Annotated in this window: 10 protein-coding genes, 18 tRNA genes and 3 rRNA genes; 24 read left to right on the top strand and 7 right to left on the bottom strand. The window is 53.4% G+C overall.

Features of this window, described 5'->3' with window-relative positions:
* Positions 1–40 precede the first annotated feature (40 nt).
* The 4 genes from AC06G8_RS18770 to AC06G8_RS18755 form a co-directional block, all read right to left on the bottom strand.
* Entirely contained in the window at positions 41–556 is a 516-nt protein-coding gene (locus tag AC06G8_RS18770) for a metallophosphoesterase (protein ID WP_447664402.1), read from the bottom strand.
* Between the two features lie 366 nt (positions 557–922).
* Positions 923–1096: a hypothetical protein gene (locus AC06G8_RS18765; RefSeq protein WP_480283538.1), complete on the bottom strand. Its 174-nt coding sequence runs from the start codon at positions 1094–1096 to the stop codon at positions 923–925.
* 93 nt (positions 1097–1189) lie between these two features.
* Positions 1190–1768: a helix-turn-helix domain-containing protein gene (locus AC06G8_RS18760; protein WP_480283537.1), complete on the bottom strand. Its 579-nt coding sequence runs from the start codon at positions 1766–1768 to the stop codon at positions 1190–1192.
* A gap of 37 nt (positions 1769–1805) precedes the next feature.
* Entirely contained in the window at positions 1806–3086 is a 1281-nt protein-coding gene (locus AC06G8_RS18755; protein WP_447664405.1) for an MFS transporter, read from the bottom strand.
* Positions 3087–3700: 614 nt separating this feature from the next.
* Between AC06G8_RS18755 and AC06G8_RS18750 the strand changes: the two genes are divergently transcribed.
* From AC06G8_RS18750 to AC06G8_RS18645, 22 genes are all read left to right on the top strand, one after another.
* Positions 3701–5246: ribosomal RNA gene (locus tag AC06G8_RS18750) — 16S ribosomal RNA — on the top strand.
* A 171-nt stretch (positions 5247–5417) separates the two neighbouring features.
* Positions 5418–5534, top strand: a 5S ribosomal RNA gene (gene rrf / locus AC06G8_RS18745).
* A gap of 144 nt (positions 5535–5678) precedes the next feature.
* A 23S ribosomal RNA gene (locus AC06G8_RS18740) occupies positions 5679–8606 on the top strand.
* Together the 16S, 23S and 5S rRNA genes with 18 tRNA genes alongside form the textbook arrangement of a ribosomal RNA operon.
* 201 nt (positions 8607–8807) lie before the next feature.
* Positions 8808–8883 (top strand) — tRNA-Ala (locus tag AC06G8_RS18735).
* A 7-nt stretch (positions 8884–8890) separates the two neighbouring features.
* Positions 8891–8966 (top strand) — tRNA-Asn (locus tag AC06G8_RS18730).
* 3 nt (positions 8967–8969) lie between these two features.
* Positions 8970–9057, top strand: a tRNA-Ser gene (locus tag AC06G8_RS18725).
* Positions 9058–9075: 18 nt separating this feature from the next.
* A tRNA-Ser gene (locus AC06G8_RS18720) sits at positions 9076–9163 on the top strand.
* 14 nt (positions 9164–9177) lie between these two features.
* Positions 9178–9252: transfer RNA gene (locus AC06G8_RS18715), tRNA-Glu, on the top strand.
* A gap of 4 nt (positions 9253–9256) precedes the next feature.
* Positions 9257–9332: transfer RNA gene (locus AC06G8_RS18710), tRNA-Val, on the top strand.
* 9 nt (positions 9333–9341) lie between these two features.
* Positions 9342–9418 (top strand) — tRNA-Met (locus AC06G8_RS18705).
* A 4-nt stretch (positions 9419–9422) separates the two neighbouring features.
* Positions 9423–9499: transfer RNA gene (locus AC06G8_RS18700), tRNA-Asp, on the top strand.
* A gap of 14 nt (positions 9500–9513) precedes the next feature.
* A tRNA-Thr gene (locus AC06G8_RS18695) sits at positions 9514–9586 on the top strand.
* A gap of 18 nt (positions 9587–9604) precedes the next feature.
* Positions 9605–9680: transfer RNA gene (locus AC06G8_RS18690), tRNA-His, on the top strand.
* Between the two features lie 11 nt (positions 9681–9691).
* Positions 9692–9766: transfer RNA gene (locus tag AC06G8_RS18685), tRNA-Gln, on the top strand.
* 4 nt (positions 9767–9770) lie between these two features.
* Positions 9771–9843: transfer RNA gene (locus tag AC06G8_RS18680), tRNA-Lys, on the top strand.
* 20 nt (positions 9844–9863) lie between these two features.
* A tRNA-Leu gene (locus AC06G8_RS18675) sits at positions 9864–9949 on the top strand.
* Between the two features lie 51 nt (positions 9950–10000).
* Positions 10001–10087, top strand: a tRNA-Leu gene (locus AC06G8_RS18670).
* Positions 10088–10090: 3 nt separating this feature from the next.
* Positions 10091–10165 (top strand) — tRNA-Gly (locus AC06G8_RS18665).
* Positions 10166–10172: 7 nt separating this feature from the next.
* Positions 10173–10249, top strand: a tRNA-Arg gene (locus AC06G8_RS18660).
* A 9-nt stretch (positions 10250–10258) separates the two neighbouring features.
* Positions 10259–10335: transfer RNA gene (locus tag AC06G8_RS18655), tRNA-Pro, on the top strand.
* 15 nt (positions 10336–10350) lie between these two features.
* Positions 10351–10424, top strand: a tRNA-Gly gene (locus AC06G8_RS18650).
* Between the two features lie 324 nt (positions 10425–10748).
* A complete protein-coding gene (locus AC06G8_RS18645) occupies positions 10749–11519 on the top strand; it encodes a YheC/YheD family protein (protein ID WP_480283536.1) in 771 nt (256 codons plus the stop codon).
* Positions 11520–11521: 2 nt separating this feature from the next.
* Here AC06G8_RS18645 and AC06G8_RS18640 read toward each other — a convergent pair whose 3' ends face one another.
* Both AC06G8_RS18640 and AC06G8_RS18635 read right to left on the bottom strand, forming a co-directional pair.
* Positions 11522–12589 carry a YheC/YheD family endospore coat-associated protein gene (locus AC06G8_RS18640; RefSeq protein ID WP_480283535.1) on the bottom strand — a complete coding sequence of 356 codons (1068 nt, stop codon included), beginning with the start codon at positions 12587–12589 and terminating at the stop codon, positions 11522–11524.
* Between the two features lie 299 nt (positions 12590–12888).
* On the bottom strand, positions 12889–14244 hold the full coding sequence (locus tag AC06G8_RS18635) for a dipeptidase (protein ID WP_480283534.1): 1356 nt from the start codon (positions 14242–14244) through the stop codon (positions 12889–12891).
* A gap of 282 nt (positions 14245–14526) precedes the next feature.
* Here AC06G8_RS18635 and AC06G8_RS18630 point away from each other — a divergent pair, with 282 nt between their 5' ends.
* Positions 14527–14652 (top strand): hypothetical protein, encoded by a 126-nt coding sequence (locus AC06G8_RS18630; RefSeq protein WP_447665403.1) that lies wholly within the window; start codon positions 14527–14529, stop codon positions 14650–14652.
* A 129-nt stretch (positions 14653–14781) separates the two neighbouring features.
* Positions 14782–15240 (top strand): hypothetical protein, encoded by a 459-nt coding sequence (locus tag AC06G8_RS18625; protein ID WP_480283533.1) that lies wholly within the window; start codon positions 14782–14784, stop codon positions 15238–15240.
* 1 nt (position 15241) lies between these two features.
* Here the strand turns inward: AC06G8_RS18625 and AC06G8_RS18620 are convergent, their stop codons facing one another.
* Entirely contained in the window at positions 15242–16075 is an 834-nt protein-coding gene (locus AC06G8_RS18620; protein WP_447665405.1) for a lipoate--protein ligase family protein, read from the bottom strand.
* Positions 16076–16280: the final 205 nt, after the last annotated feature.

Genomic DNA, 16280 nt, shown 5'->3' with positions numbered 1-16280 from the left:
CTGTCCGGGCTGCCGATGCAACGATCAGGCAGGTCCGCATTCATGTGGGCTGCTCTTCTCCGGAAGAAACGAATTCCAGCACCTGTGCGAAGGAAACAGGACGATATTCCCAATGCTCGACCGAGACGTTGAAATAACTCCGCCCGGCGTATTTCTGTCCATGGATATGTCCGTGCACGTTCAGATAAGGCATGCTGCGGTTCATGTACATGGGCTCGTGGCTGAGGAAATAGAAGCCGCGGTATACGATCGGCTGCTCGTGCACCTCGTCGAAGCCGGCTTCAAGCCACCACTGGCGGCTCCGGTCACGGTCGTGGTTGCCGAGGATCAGATGCTTGTACCCGTTCAGGGCGCCGACGACTTCCCGGGTTCTGCTCAAGCCGCCAAAGGAGAAGTCGCCCAGATGGTAGACGGTATCTCCTGCGGAGACGGCCTCATTCCAGCGTTGGATCATGACGGCATCCATTTCCCCGGCATCGGCGAACGGCCGGGATTCATAATCGATGATTTCCCTGTGTCCAAAATGATGGTCCGATGTGACAAATATATCCTGCACGGCTGTTCCTCCCCTATCAATCTGCATGCTCATGAAGCGATTGTTTCCATCGTCGCATAGATGTATAAGGCCGGCAAGGAACGTCCATGATGCGCATCATGCTGTCGTCCCCTGTATGAAAGGCGGAAAAAGCCGCAGGAATCGATCCTGACGGCTTTCATTTCATTTACGGTGCTTCTGGTTTCCGGCACGCTTGCTGCGGATGGGCTAATTCCGGGCAGTCGGCATTTTCCTGCTCGGCATCCTCTTCTTCTATCGGCAAGACGACGGCTTCTTCCATCAGGGACCAATTCCGGCTGCCGGAAAGCTTGTATCCGTCCGGATCGACGTAACAGACCGGATGGCGCGTCCAGTACCGGGGGCATGCTAATTGAGCAGTTGACGATACCGGCGGTTCGCGCGATATGAGCCGACGGTTCCATCCTCGAACGGAAGCTGGGAATCGAAATCATGGATGAGATCGACGCCATCATAGGACAGCTTGTCGATCCCGTGGCATCCTGGATGCTTGATCGTCCCGCAGCCCAGGTCTATTTTCACATTACCTCATCCTTCGCGTAAAGCGGTTCATACAGTCTATTCACGAAGGAAGCCTGCCGCCTATGCGGTAGTCCATGGCTTTCAGCTAGGGCTTTAGCTCCTCTCCGGTCCTTCTTCGCTCATCGCAGATAGGGAAAGGAAAAGATGGTACTCCGCTTGCTCGTTTCGGGTCCGCTTGGAGTGGGCCTGCGCGAAATCGATGGCAAGCTTCAGGAATTCCTCGGCTTCTTCCTTGGTCAGATAGACGTCCGAGTTGGATAGAGTGCCGGTTCTTTTCCGTCCCTTTTCAGAACTCGCAAGATATTTCTCCTTCGCGGAGTCGAACATATTGGAAGCCAGCTTCTGGGATTCGGAACGGAAGATTTCCTGAATGGACTGGTCATCCCCCTCATCCCGGCTGATATTGACGGTTCCTTCGTAAGCTTTATAGAATTTTGCCGTAATTCCGTTGATTTGCTTCGTCTCGACCAGCTCCAGCAGGCCGATCCTTTCGAGCTTGCGGGCATGATAATACACTTTGGCCGGAACTTCGCCCATTCGGTCCGCAATTTCCTTGATCGTTGCCGGATGGTCGGATTTATGAAAGAAATTCATGATTTTCATCCGGTATGGATCGGAAAAAATCCGGATCTCCTCGATCGTCTTGAGTACCTTCGTTTCGATAAGGGCCACTCCTGTCTGCTGCTTCGTACATGCTCTCCTTATTATACTATATTTTCATGAAATTCTTTTCGGTTAAAAGCAGCAGCCCAGGGATGATCATGATCAGGCCCGCAAGGAGATAGAGGGTCTGAATGGGCAGATGCTGGCCGGCAAAGCCGGTTACCACGGAACCGAGCGGAATGAGCGAGGAGCCGATCATCCCGGAAAGAGCGCCGATTCGGCCAAGCATGTTTTTTGGAGTCACCTCCATCATATAGGTGGACACGGGCGTTCCGATCATGGGAACCGCGAATCCGCCCATGATGGAAAAGACGGTGACAACGGCCAGCGGCTGCCATTGGATCAAAGATGGGATTATATACAGCGCCTGGCTGGCGCCAAGCAGCAAACAGCCGAAGACGATGAGAGAGCTTTTGCGAAAACGCGCGCCGTAGGCGCTGATCAGCAAGCCGCTGACGATCATGCCGCCCATGAATCCGATTCCCATGATGCTTTGGCCCGATGGACCGGAATGCAGAACTTCTTTGACATATACCGTCTCCATGACGTTATGGGGGGTGAGGCATACATTGAGCACGGCGGCGGTGAGCATCGTCAGCATGATCAGGCGATGGGACCTCACGAATGACATGCCTTCCTTGAACTGGCTCCAATAGGTTGCTTCGGAGGATGCGGCCGCCGAGGAAGAAATTGCAGGAGGACGATCTTCAATCGGAGAGATCCTCATGAATGCCAGTACCGCGGCAGCCGTGAAAAAGGTGCCGGCATCGATCAGGATGGCTCCTGACAAGCCGAAGGCGGCAATCAGGGCGCCTGCCGCCGCTACGCCTGCAAGCTCGGCAGTCCGCGAGGACGAAGCGCTTAGGGAGTTGCCGCTCAGCAGCAGCTCTTTGGGCAGAAGCCGGGGAACCACCGACATTTCAGCAGGGCTGGAAAAGCATTCGAAGGAGGAGTTCATGAAGGTGAAGATGAACAAATGCCAAGGCTGAAGCCAGCCTTTCCAGTAGAGAAGAGCGGTCAAGGCTACGATTGCCCCGCGTGCAGCATAGGAGGTGATGATGACCGTTTTTTTGGACCAGCGGTCGACGAGGACTCCCGTGAACAGGCTGAAGACGATGCCTGGAATGAAATTGATGGCGAAGATGGTACCCATGAGGAGCTTGGAGCCGGTCAGCATATAGACCATCCAGCTGTAGGCGATGGAGTCGAGAGAGTCTCCGAAACGCGAAATGACTCGGGCCGCCAGCAGAAATAAAAAGGGCTTATGCTTTCTTAAACCTCTGATACCTTGAGCTGGGGCTGCAGCTGCAACGGCGGGGATGCTCATCGTCATCACTCCATTCAACTTTTATGAACATGTAGTAATAATTAACGTTAAATTTATTTTAATGTTAAGGCCTCGAATTTGCAAACCCTTTTTTGAAGGCTTGTCTTTTATGCAACCAACAGCTGCTGCAGGAAGCCGTTCGTGAAGTCAGAGGTGGTGGAGAAGAATGGATGAGGCAGTAGAGCAATATTCAATATGGGAAGAAAGTGCGGGGCTTTGACGTAAAAGGATCGGGTGCAGGAGCGGATTCTAAAAGAAGGGGAGGCGCACGGGGATGCGCATTAATCGCGGGCGACGGGATCAAAGATTGAAGAAACAAAAGGGAGAGGAGGAACAGAAAGGACAATAAACAGCTATAAATGAACGCATATAGTAGAAGGGGAATTTCAGACCGTTCGGGTTTATATAGGTCATATCATCTTTTTTTGATTTTTTTTAGAAAAAGGGTTGCGCAAATCAACGTAAGCATGGTATATTCTAATTCCGGCCGAGAGATACACGGTACGGACGCGAAAAACGGACAAGCAGTACCGGCGATCGCAACTGAATTTGTTCTTTGAAAACTGAACAACGAGTGAAGCAAGTCAACGTTATAAATGAGCAAGTCAAACACCTTTATGGAGAGTTTGATCCTGGCTCAGGACGAACGCTGGCGGCGTGCCTAATACATGCAAGTCGAGCGGATCTTGTCCTTCGGGACAAGGTTAGCGGCGGACGGGTGAGTAACACGTAGGCAACCTGCCCTCAAGACTGGGATAACCTCCGGAAACGGATGCTAATACCGGATATGCGATCTCTCCTCCTGGAGAGATCGGGAAAGACGGAGCAATCTGTCACTTGAGGATGGGCCTGCGGCGCATTAGCTAGTTGGTGAGGTAACGGCTCACCAAGGCGACGATGCGTAGCCGACCTGAGAGGGTGATCGGCCACACTGGGACTGAGACACGGCCCAGACTCCTACGGGAGGCAGCAGTAGGGAATCTTCCGCAATGGACGCAAGTCTGACGGAGCAACGCCGCGTGAGTGAGGAAGGCCTTCGGGTCGTAAAGCTCTGTTGCCAGGGAAGAACGGGTGGAAGAGTAACTGCTTCCGCCATGACGGTACCTGAGAAGAAAGCCCCGGCTAACTACGTGCCAGCAGCCGCGGTAATACGTAGGGGGCAAGCGTTGTCCGGAATTATTGGGCGTAAAGCGCGCGCAGGCGGCTTTGTAAGTCCGGTGTTTAATCTTGGGGCTCAACCCCAAGTCGCACGGGAAACTGCAAGGCTTGAGTGCAGAAGAGGAAAGTGGAATTCCACGTGTAGCGGTGAAATGCGTAGAGATGTGGAGGAACACCAGTGGCGAAGGCGACTTTCTGGGCTGTAACTGACGCTGAGGCGCGAAAGCGTGGGGAGCAAACAGGATTAGATACCCTGGTAGTCCACGCCGTAAACGATGAATGCTAGGTGTTAGGGGTTTCGATACCCTTGGTGCCGAAGTTAACACAATAAGCATTCCGCCTGGGGAGTACGCTCGCAAGAGTGAAACTCAAAGGAATTGACGGGGACCCGCACAAGCAGTGGAGTATGTGGTTTAATTCGAAGCAACGCGAAGAACCTTACCAGGTCTTGACATCCCCCTGAATCACCTAGAGATAGGTGCGGCCTTCGGGACAGGGGAGACAGGTGGTGCATGGTTGTCGTCAGCTCGTGTCGTGAGATGTTGGGTTAAGTCCCGCAACGAGCGCAACCCTTGATTTTAGTTGCCAGCACCTCGGGTGGGCACTCTAGAATGACTGCCGGTGACAAACCGGAGGAAGGCGGGGATGACGTCAAATCATCATGCCCCTTATGACCTGGGCTACACACGTACTACAATGGCCGGTACAACGGGCCGCGAAGCCGCGAGGCGGAGCCAATCCTTAAAAGCCGGTCTCAGTTCGGATTGCAGGCTGCAACTCGCCTGCATGAAGTCGGAATTGCTAGTAATCGCGGATCAGCATGCCGCGGTGAATACGTTCCCGGGTCTTGTACACACCGCCCGTCACACCACGAGAGTTTACAACACCCGAAGTCGGTGGGGTAACCCGCAAGGGAGCCAGCCGCCGAAGGTGGGGTAGATGATTGGGGTGAAGTCGTAACAAGGTAGCCGTATCGGAAGGTGCGGCTGGATCACCTCCTTTCTATGGAGAATCGCTTCCTGCAACGGAAGCATTCAAAACCGAGGCATCGCCAGATGCCTCACGAGAAACCCTCGGGTTTCAAATCGGAATCGCAAGATTCCAACCGGCTTGTCCCTCACTCGTTGTCAGTTTTGAAAGAGCAAGTCTCTTTCAAGCAAGATTTCTTCATCGTTTGGTGGCGATGGCGGAAGGGAACCACGCGTACCCATCCCGAACACGACCGTTAAGCCTTCCAGCGCCGATGGTACTTGGACCGCAGGGTCCTGGGAGAGTAGGACGTCGCCAAGCGGTGCATTCTTGCGCCGAAAAAATAGTTGCGGTTATGTCCTTGGACATGGTTGCAGCGACACTTGTTCCTTGAAAACTGGATACGAACGAATATGAAATGCTGAAACATCCTTAGCTGTTTCTTAACCAGGCTATACAGCCTTAGGTTAAGCTACTAAGAGCGCACGGAGGATGCCTAGGCGCCAGAAGCCGACGAAGGACGTGGCGAACCACGATAGGCCTCGGGGAGCTGTAAGCAAGCGTTGATCCGGGGATTTCCGAATGGGGAAACCCAGCTGGAGTAATGTCCAGTTACTGCAGAGTGAATACATAGCTCTGCGTGAGGCATACCAGGGGAACTGAAACATCTAAGTACCCTGAGGAAGAGAAAACAATAGTGATTCCGTCAGTAGCGGCGAGCGAACGCGGATTAGCCCAAACCAGGAGGCTTGCCTCCTGGGGTTGTGGGACGTCTCACATGGAGTTACAAAGGAATGGGTTAGGCGAAGAGGTCTGGAAAGGCCCGCTACAAGAGGTAAAAGCCCTGTACCCAAAAGTTCATTCCCTCCGAGACGGATCCCGAGTACCGCGAGACACGTGAAACCTCGTGGGAATCCGGCAGGACCATCTGCCAAGGCTAAATACTCTCTGGCGACCGATAGTGAAGCAGTACCGTGAGGGAAAGGTGAAAAGCACCGCGGGAGCGGAGTGAAATAGAACCTGAAACCGTGCGCTTACAAGAAGTCAGAGCCCTCTATATGGGTGATGGCGTGCCTTTTGTAGAATGAACCGGCGAGTTACGTTCACGTGCAAGGTTAAGTCGGGAAGACGGAGCCGCAGCGAAAGCGAGTCTGAATAGGGCGCCATAGTACGTGGGTGTAGACCCGAAACCGTGTGATCTACCCCTGTCCAGGGTGAAGGTGCGGTAACACGCACTGGAGGCCCGAACCCACGAATGTTGAAAAATTCGGGGATGAGGTGGGGGTAGCGGAGAAATTCCAATCGAACTCGGAAATAGCTGGTTCTCCCCGAAATAGCTTTAGGGCTAGCCTCGGTGTTGAGCATGCTGGAGGTAGAGCACTGATTGGGTGCGGGGCCCGCCAAGGGTTACCAAGTCCAGTCAAACTCCGAATGCCAGTCATGTATAACCGGGAGTCAGACGGTGAGTGCTAAGATCCATCGTCAAGAGGGAAACAGCCCAGATCATCAGCTAAGGTCCCCAAGTGTGTGTTAAGTGGGAAAGGATGTGGAGTTGCCCAGACAACCAGGATGTTGGCTTAGAAGCAGCCACCATTTAAAGAGTGCGTAATAGCTCACTGGTCGAGTGACTCTGCGCCGAAAATGTAACGGGGCTAAACACACCACCGAAGCTATGGCATGTACCTATGGTACTTGGGTAGGGGAGCGTTGTGTATAGGTTGAAGTCAGACCGTAAGGACTGGTGGACAGTACACAAGTGAGAATGCCGGTATGAGTAACGAAAAGATCAGTGAGAATCTGATCCGCCGTAAGCCTAAGGGTTCCTGAGGAAGGTTCGTCCGCTCAGGGTAAGTCGGGACCTAAGGCGAGGCCGAAAGGCGTAGTCGAAGGACAACAGGTTGATATTCCTGTACCACCGTAAGCCGTTATGAGCAATGGAGTGACGCAGAAGGGTAGTGACGCGGACCGATGGATGTGTCCGTCCAAGCAGTGAGGCTGGTTTGTTGGCAAATCCGCAAACCGTAAGGCTGGGCTGTGATGGGGAGGGAAATTTTAGTACCGAAGGTCATGATCTCCAGCTGCCAAGAAAAGCTTCTAGCCAGGCGAAGGTGCCCGTACCGCAAACCGACACAGGTAGGCGAGCAGAGCATGCTAAGGCGCGCGGAGTAACTCTCGTTAAGGAACTCGGCAACATGACCCCGTAACTTCGGGAGAAGGGGTGCCTCGGTAGGGTGAATAGCCCGAGGGGGCCGCAGTGAAAAGGCCCAAGCGACTGTTTAGCAAAAACACAGGTCTGTGCGAAGCCGTAAGGCGAAGTATACGGGCTGACGCCTGCCCGGTGCTGGAAGGTTAAGGGGAGCGGTTAGGGGCAACCCGAAGCTGTGAACCGAAGCCCCAGTAAACGGCGGCCGTAACTATAACGGTCCTAAGGTAGCGAAATTCCTTGTCAGGTAAATTCTGACCCGCACGAATGGCGTAACGACTTGGGCGCTGTCTCAACGAGAGATCCGGTGAAATTTTAATACCTGTGAAGATGCAGGTTACCCGCGACAAGACGGAAAGACCCCATGGAGCTTTACTGCAGCTTGATATTGGACTTTGGTACGATCTGTACAGGATAGGTGGGAGCCTAGGAAGCCGGAGCGCCAGCTTCGGTGGAGGCACCGTTGGGATACCACCCTGATCGTATCGGAGTTCTAACCTGGTACCGTGAAACCGGTACAGGGACCGTGTCAGGCGGGCAGTTTGACTGGGGCGGTCGCCTCCTAAAATGTAACGGAGGCGCCCAAAGGTTCCCTCAGAATGGTTGGAAATCATTCGCAGCGTGCAAAGGCATAAGGGAGCTTGACTGCGAGACCTACAAGTCGAGCAGGGACGAAAGTCGGGCTTAGTGATCCGGTGGTACCGAATGGAAGGGCCATCGCTCAACGGATAAAAGCTACCCTGGGGATAACAGGCTTATCTCCCCCAAGAGTCCACATCGACGGGGAGGTTTGGCACCTCGATGTCGGCTCATCGCATCCTGGGGCTGAAGTAGGTCCCAAGGGTTGGGCTGTTCGCCCATTAAAGCGGTACGCGAGCTGGGTTCAGAACGTCGTGAGACAGTTCGGTCCCTATCTGTCGTGGGCGCAGGAAATTTGAGAGGAGCTGTCCTTAGTACGAGAGGACCGGGATGGACGTACCGCTGGTGTACCAGTTGTTCCGCCAGGAGCACCGCTGGGTAGCTACGTACGGACGGGATAAGCGCTGAAAGCATCTAAGCGCGAAGCCCCCCTCAAGATGAGATTTCCCAGTATGTAAGACCCCTGGTAGACGACCAGGTTGATAGGTTCGAGGTGGAAGCGCAGCAATGCGTGCAGCTGACGAATACTAATCGGTCGAGGGCTTATCCTATGGATCAAGCATCACGGGAGATTGTCGTAAGACGATGACCGTGAGCGAGACATGGCGAGAATGAATCGGAATACGATTCGCTAGCCATGTAAGAAAAGCAAATGGACTCAGCATCCATCCTATTCGTTCGATCCAGTTTTCAAGGCGCAAGCTTGAAAGCCTGTTTATACCTGGTGTTCGATGATTCAATACATAGAACATGGGGCCATAGCTCAGCTGGGAGAGCGCCTGCCTTGCAAGCAGGAGGTCAGGAGTTCGATCCTCCTTGGCTCCACCAAGTATTTTCCCTGATAGCTCAGTTGGTAGAGCACTCGACTGTTAATCGAGTTGTCACAGGTTCGAGTCCTGTTCGGGGAGCCATATGGAGAAGTGTCCGAGTGGTCGAAGGAGCACGATTGGAAATCGTGTATACGTTAATCGCGTATCGAGGGTTCGAATCCCTCCTTCTCCGTAGCAAGACTTTTCGTTTGGAGAGATACCCAAGTGGCTCAAGGGGACCCTCTGCTAAGGGGTTAGACTGCGTAAGTGGTGCGAGGGTTCGAATCCCTCTCTCTCCGTTCTTTTCAATCAAGGCCCGTTGGTCAAGGGGTTAAGACACCTCCCTTTCACGGAGGTAACAGGGGTTCGAATCCCCTACGGGTCACCATCATGGAAGCTTAGCTCAGCTGGGAGAGCATCTGCCTTACAAGCAGAGGGTCGGGGGTTCGATCCCCTCAGCTTCCACCATTCAACTACCGCGGGGTGGAGCAGTCCGGTAGCTCGTCGGGCTCATAACCCGAAGGTCACAGGTTCAAATCCTGTCCCCGCAACCAATATGGAGCTGTGGTGTAGAGGCCTAACATGCCTGCCTGTCACGCAGGAGACCGCGGGTTCGAATCCCGTCAGCTCCGCCATTTTTGATCACTTTGCCGCTGTAGCTCAACTGGTAGAGCAACTGACTTGTAATCAGTAGGTTGGGGGTTCAAGTCCTCTCGGCGGCATTTGACCAAATTTACATGGCGATCGTGGCGAAGTGGTTAACGCACCGGATTGTGGTTCCGGCATTCGGGGGTTCAATTCCCCTCGATCGCCCCATTGCTTCTTGGTGGGGATTAGCCAAGCGGTAAGGCAACGGACTTTGACTCCGTCATTCTCAGGTTCGATCCCTGAATCCCCAGCCATTAAGAGCCATTAGCTCAGTTGGTAGAGCACCTGACTTTTAATCAGGGTGTCGAAGGTTCGAGTCCTTCATGGCTCACTTTTTTCCTAACTTTATATGCGGTTGTGGTGGAATGGCAGACACGCTATCTTGAGGGGGTAGTGGGCGCAAGCCCGTGGAGGTTCGAGTCCTCTCAACCGCACCAATTATTCACCCTGCCAGGTGAATGAAACACTCAGCAATATTTTCTTAACATGCGGTCATGGCGGAATTGGCAGACGCGCTAGATTCAGGTTCTAGTGTCAGCAATGACGTGGAGGTTCAAGTCCTCTTGACCGCACCATCTGCGGAAGTGGCTCAGCGGTAGAGCATCGCCTTGCCAAGGCGAGGGTCGCGGGTTCGATTCCCGTCTTCCGCTCCATAATTATGTGCCCGTAGCTCAGCTGGATAGAGCATTTGACTACGAATCAAAAGGTCGGGAGTTCGAATCTCTCCGGGCACGCCATTTAAATATCGGGATGTAGCTCAGCTTGGTAGAGCACCTGGTTTGGGACCAGGGGGTCGCATGTTCAAATCGTGTCATCCCGACCATTTTTTATCTTCTCCGCGGGTGTAGTTCAATGGTAGAACTTCAGCCTTCCAAGCTGATAGCGTGGGTTCGATTCCCATCACCCGCTCCATACATATGATCGAGACATCCCTGCCGAAAGGCGGGGATTTTTTGCATTTTCAGCTAGATTTGCGAAGCCGAATTGCTGGCTGTCCTGTACAGTCGGTTCATTGCCATTCAGATATTTGGGGCACATCCGACAACTCTTGCCATAACTATCCGAATTTAGCCGTGAATTCTCCAAAGTGCTGCAGCAATGAGGCTGAATTCAGGACGAAAGCTGTTCATTATTTCCAGATGTCAATTTCCCTACTTGCCTTGAAAACAACCTTCCACTTGCATTAGCGCATGCATAAACTGCAATGCAATCGTTGATGAGGGGAGAAGATTTCAAATGCCGGGAAAATGGGGCCTGCATCAATTCTACGCCAAGGATCAGCAAATCAAAAAGCTGCTGCCTCCCACCGTGCTGTTCAACCGGACTACATTTGAACGGTTTCTCGAACAGTACGGCAGCGTCTATATCAAACCCAACATGGAGCATAAGGGAAAAGGAATCATAAAGGCATGGAAAAATGGAAGTGTCTATTCATTCGTGGTTGTGAAAGGCGGAATCCGGCGGTACGGGAATGCGGGAGCGTTGTATAACGCCATACGAAGCCATACGGGAGAGAAACAGCATGTTTTGCAGAAGACGATCCCCTTGGCGAGGATAGGCGGGAGGCCATTCGACATTCGGGTCATGATGATTCGGGACGCATCGGACCAGTGGCGTTATTGCGGAATGCTCGCAAAAGTAGCCCCTGACGGGAGCGTCGTAACAAACATGAGCCGGGGAGGCCGTGTAAGAGCTATGGATGATGTGCTGAAACAGGCCTTCAATTGGAATGAGGAAGAGAGGAAACGGTTCAAGGATCAGCTTGTGCTCAGCAGTCAGCGAATTTGCCGGCGATTTGACAGATATAAATATTCCTATCAGATCGGGATCGATTTTGCAGCCGATCGCTCTGGGAGGCTATGGCTTATCGAAGTGAATTTCGATTACCCGTCCCATGCTTTATTCAGCAGGCTGAAGGACAGAACTTATTTCAAGCTGATCAAACAAACCGTTTCCGAGTATCGCTTAGCCCGAAGCAAAAGGAGAATCAAGAAAGCGAATGACTAAGCCTACGGTGTGCCGCTCGTATTGTCTGCCAGGTATTTGGCATATTGAAGGGGCCGGCGCACCGCTTTGAGGTAATTTTGGTACTCGCCGATTTTCCACATGATATCTTTGCAGGGCTTCGGGTTGACTTCGAGCAGCCACACGTTCCCGCTTCGATCGATTCCGATGTCCATCCCGAATTCCATCATGCTTCCGAAGCGGTTTTCGATAACCCGTACTGTTTCGTGAGCGAGCTCTTCGCATTCAAGCCGGATTTGGCGCGTTTTTTCTTCCCCGAAATGCTTTGCCATAAAGGATTGGAACGGATAACCTTTATTTCCCTTGGCGATCAAATTGGTATTTGGACTTCCCTCCGCCGCTTGACGTACCCCGATTCCTGTCACTTCCCAATTGCCGGAACCGTTTTTTTGAATAAATAGCCGAATGTCCGCCCACCGGCCTTGAGCCAGCTCCAGATCAAGCCCTTGCTGCAGCAGAAATGTTCCTCCACGGATATTCTCCTTCTTTACCCAACGGTTCATGGCGGCTGCGGCTTTCTCAATCGTCGGGAACCTGTTCTTCCCAATTTTCATAGCCCGAGTACGGAACTGGGCGGAGATGCCGTAATCCCTCTTTCTTATTTGGACGACACCAGCCCCGCCGGTTCCATTTGCAGGTTTCAAATAGAGTATAGGGTGAGTTTTAATCATCTCTTTAAACGTAGATGCATGGTAAGGTCTCGTTTCCGGAATCCATTTCCTCATGCTTTTCGTATCCAAAAAGAGCTTCGTTGCCCTGTTCTTGGTCGTAAATTTTGGATTGGCGATGCGAAGCAGTCCGCTGTTACGGAGCTTCTTGAAGGATGGCGTCCATCCGCTGCGGTAACGGTCGATGACGATATCCGGCCATGGAAACGGCTTTTTTACCCATCCTCCATTTCTTTCCGGTACATACCCGTCTACGAGACGTTTGGTTACATGAACATCCTCATGTCCGAAAAAGTAGACGTTTAAACCGAGCTTCTCTCCTTCTTTATGCAAATGTCGGAAATAGCCGGATTCAAAAAAGGATTTCCCTTTCCTTCTTGCCATAACTCCTATATTAAGCATAAGGGCCTCCCGGGTTTTGGATAAGCAGATATTGAATTGTTTTAGCTTATTCATGCGCAGGTGCTTACGCTATGGACAATTGGTGCTCAAAGGGATTGTTGGATAAAAAAAGGATAAGCCTGCCATTTGCCTTCTTTGAAGCGCGGGAACATGCTTTTACTTATACGACATGAACTCCGCAACGAGAAAAGCCTATAGATGGGATGGTGGAGAAAGTCTATATCCTGTCCAAAATTAAAAAGAGCCTGTCCATCTTGACGATGGGCAGGCTTGTTGTCATTTTATACGGTTTTCAGGAATTCGACGACCGTCAGCAGGCCTTTGTCGAAGTTTTCCAGGTTGAAATGCTCGTTCGGAGCATGGAGGTTCTCGTCGTCCAGTCCGAAGCCCATCAGTACGACCGGGGATTCGAGAACGCGGGAGAAGGCTGCCATGATCGGAATGGAGCCGCCGTCCTTGGTGAACAGGGCACGGGTTCCGTACACCGCTCCGTAAGCGTCCGCAGCCGTCTGCAGAATCGGATGGGAAGGATCGATGTTGAAGGCGAAGGCACCCTCGCTGCGCTTGAGCTCGAAGCGCGCGCCTGGTTGGATATGCGCGTTCAGGTGCTTCTCGATGCGGTCCATCGTCAGCTGCGGATCCTGCTTGCCTACAAGGCGGCAAGTAATCTTCGCATGGGCGACTTTGGGGATGACCGTTTTGCTGCCTTCGCCCTGGAAGCCGCCGTACACGCCGTTAAGTTCCAGCGTAGGACGGGCGCCGACACGTTCCACGAACGAATAGCCTTCTTCGCCGTACAGAGCGTCCAGGCCGAGTCCTTCACGAACCTTGTTCTCGTCCAGGCCTTGCTTGGCGAATTCTTCCCGCATGAGAGCGGACAGCTCCGGAACGCCTTCGTAGAAGCCTTCCACGGCGACCTTGCCTTTCTCGTCATGCAGGGAGTCCAGCAGCGAGACGAGCGCGTGCAGGGCATTCGGTACCGCGCCGCCGTAGGAGCCGGAATGAAGATCCGTGTTGGCCGTCGATACGGTCAGCTCCATGCCGGCAAGGCCGCGAAGGCCGGTACAGATGGCAGGGCGTCCCCGCTCCAGCAGGGAGGTATCGGATACGAGAACGGCGTCGCATGCGAGCTTTTCCTTGTGGGTCTCGAGGAATGGAGGCAGGTTGATGCTTCCGATCTCTTCTTCGCCTTCAATGCAAAGCTTGACGTTGACGGGAAGCGTGCCTTCCTGCTTGAGGATCGCTTCGATCGCTTTGATATGGATGAACGTCTGGCCTTTGTCGTCGGTCGTGCCGCGGCCGTACAGCTTGTCTCCGCAAATCTCCGGCTCGAATGGGGGCGTCGTCCACAGGTTCAGCGGATCGACCGGCTGGACGTCGTAATGGCCGTAGACCAGAATGGTCGGTTTGCCTGGGGCATGCAGGTAATCGGCATAGACGACGGGATTGCCCGCCGTCGGCATGATCTCGATATTTTCGAGTCCTGCGCGCTTGAGCGTGTCGGCCAGCCAAGCGGCGGCGGACTGGATGTCTTGCTTATGCTCGGATAGAGCCGAGATGCTCGGAATGCGAAGCCACTGCTTCAATTCCTCCAGCTGTTCTTCCCGGCGTGAAGCGAAATATTCGGAATAGGACATCGATATGTACCTCCTGGAATCCGTAGCGTCACGGACAGCATCGGCATGAAAGCCGTGTGATTCTATTATAACCTGAGCAGGTGCAGGGAATAAACCTCCGTATGATCATTGCCGCAGCTAATGTTCGGGGAGTACGGCCGTTCCCCGTTAAGTTAAAAAAGCAGGCTAAAAAAGCAGGCTAAAAAAGCCTAAAGCATTTTCTACCGTCCATATGGATTGACGGGACAGGCTTGAGCGCCATACAATGACCACAGAAAGCAAATTGAAGGGAGGCTGATGGAGATGACGGTCATGAACGGAATGGCGATGACGGCAGCTAGCAATGCTGCGGGCAGGAACGATGCACCAACTGAATATGTCACGTACCGGGAAGCGTCATTCCCGGAGGTCTCCACGGACCATGAGTAGGACGATGCGGCGGCATGGCTTGTAGGACGGAGCTGCCCGCACGGCCCATTGATGAAGTCACGGACTCGGAGTCCGTGGCTTTTTTTGTGCGCTTAATTAGCAAAATCAAATCAGGAAATCAGGTGACTTATGATAAACGATTGGAATTATTATGCCGCCCCAACCATGGAATGGGGTCAAGAATCGGAAAGGGATCGAAAGGAGTGGAGCCACGAATCGGAAAGCCATAGAAAGGCATGGAGCAACGAAACTAAAAGCGATCGAAAAGCGTCCGGCCATGAATACGAGAGCAATCGAAAGGCGTCGGACCATGAGTACGAGAGCAATCGAAAGACGTCGGACCATGAGTACGAGAGCAATCGAAAGACGTCGGACCACCCGGCTGCCTTACCTGCTGCCAATGCTCACCTGCGTGCTCAAATAGGCGAGCAACTGAAGAGCTTTGACAAGAAATGGCCGCATAAAGATGGCGATTCTCCTGATCGGCACTATGCAGTTGTCAATTCCGGCTTATACGATTCGGTTATGCCGAATCGTGAAAAGGCTTCTCCCGCCCTTTATGTCATTCGTGGCGGGAAAAGCCTCTGAGTTACGGCCGACGGCCGATCGGATAACGGCTGCGCAGCGAATGCGCCAGCTCGCGGATGGTGGAGTTCGCCGGCATGCGGACGGAAGGGAAGATGGCATGGCTGCCGCTGCCAAAGGCAGCATCTGCGGCGGCTTCGGCGAACAGGCGGGCCGGATCCGGCCAAAGGCCGTCGACCAGCTCCTCCAAGCTTGCCATCGTGCCGGCCTCCACAAGCGGATAACTGAGATTGGTGTCCGAGCTGCCGGCGGCAGTATCGTAGAACTGACGTACGAGGCGGCCGCGCTCGGCTCCCGAGCCTCCGGCATTGACGAAAGCTTGTATGATGTAGGAGCGGGCGAGCCTGCGCTGCGCGATGCCGCAGAACTTGAGGCCATCAATGCTGAGATCGTAGTCTCCGGGACAGTAGGCTCCCGAGATTTCACCTTTGTCGACACGGGCCCCGAAGCCATCCAGCGCGGCGGCAATCAGCTCGTACATCAGCTGGAAATCATCGTTGAACCGGACCGAGGCGCTGCCTTGAAGAGGCAGGATAAGGGAAATATTCACGACTCCGGGATCAAGAGGCACGGCTGCCCCGCCGGAGTTGCGGACAGCGACGGAAAGCCCGAGGCGCTCAAGTTCCTTGGAGGCAAGCGCGGCCTCCGGCAGCCGGCTGTCGCGCGGTCCCATGACGAAGCCCGAAGGGTGGCGCCAAAGATGAAGAACGGGGACGCCGTCGAGACCGGTCTGGCGGCAGAGCAGCTCGTCCAATGCAAAGGAGTGGAGCACGTCCGGCTCCGCCCAATCATCCATGCGGTCAAGCAAAAGCAGGCCGGGATAAATTTTTTGTATCATGGCAATCTTTTTCCTTCCTTAACAACCGGATCGTTTCTATACACTTTAACATATTCGTCCTATCTCCTTCATGAAGAGTTGCCCGTTATGTCTGGCGACGAATCTGAAGGCGGGAACAGCACCTGATCAACTATGTTGAAGGAGCCGGACATGAGTTCCACCCGGATGATTGGCCGTCCGTTCTTATCGAGATGCTGGACATCAC

It is taken from the genome of Paenibacillus sp. SJS-P3, from assembly GCF_056711585.1.
Note: the sequence above shows the minus strand (reverse complement) of the source record. Positions and strands in the feature narration are given on the sequence as shown.

What these genes read in the sequence shown, in the direction of transcription:
- AC06G8_RS18755 (WP_447664405.1), bottom strand. Translation starts at nt 3,086, where the DNA reads ATGAGCATCCCCGCCGTTGCAGCTGCAGCCCCAGCTCAAGGTATCAGA.
- AC06G8_RS18645 (WP_480283536.1), top strand. Translation starts at nt 10,749, where the DNA reads ATGCCGGGAAAATGGGGCCTGCATCAATTCTACGCCAAGGATCAGCAA.
- AC06G8_RS18640 (WP_480283535.1), bottom strand. Translation starts at nt 12,589, where the DNA reads ATGGCAAGAAGGAAAGGGAAATCCTTTTTTGAATCCGGCTATTTCCGA.
- AC06G8_RS18635 (WP_480283534.1), bottom strand. Translation starts at nt 14,244, where the DNA reads ATGTCCTATTCCGAATATTTCGCTTCACGCCGGGAAGAACAGCTGGAG.
- AC06G8_RS18630 (WP_447665403.1), top strand. Translation starts at nt 14,527, where the DNA reads ATGACGGTCATGAACGGAATGGCGATGACGGCAGCTAGCAATGCTGCG.
- AC06G8_RS18625 (WP_480283533.1), top strand. Translation starts at nt 14,782, where the DNA reads ATGATAAACGATTGGAATTATTATGCCGCCCCAACCATGGAATGGGGT.
- AC06G8_RS18620 (WP_447665405.1), bottom strand. Translation starts at nt 16,075, where the DNA reads ATGATACAAAAAATTTATCCCGGCCTGCTTTTGCTTGACCGCATGGAT.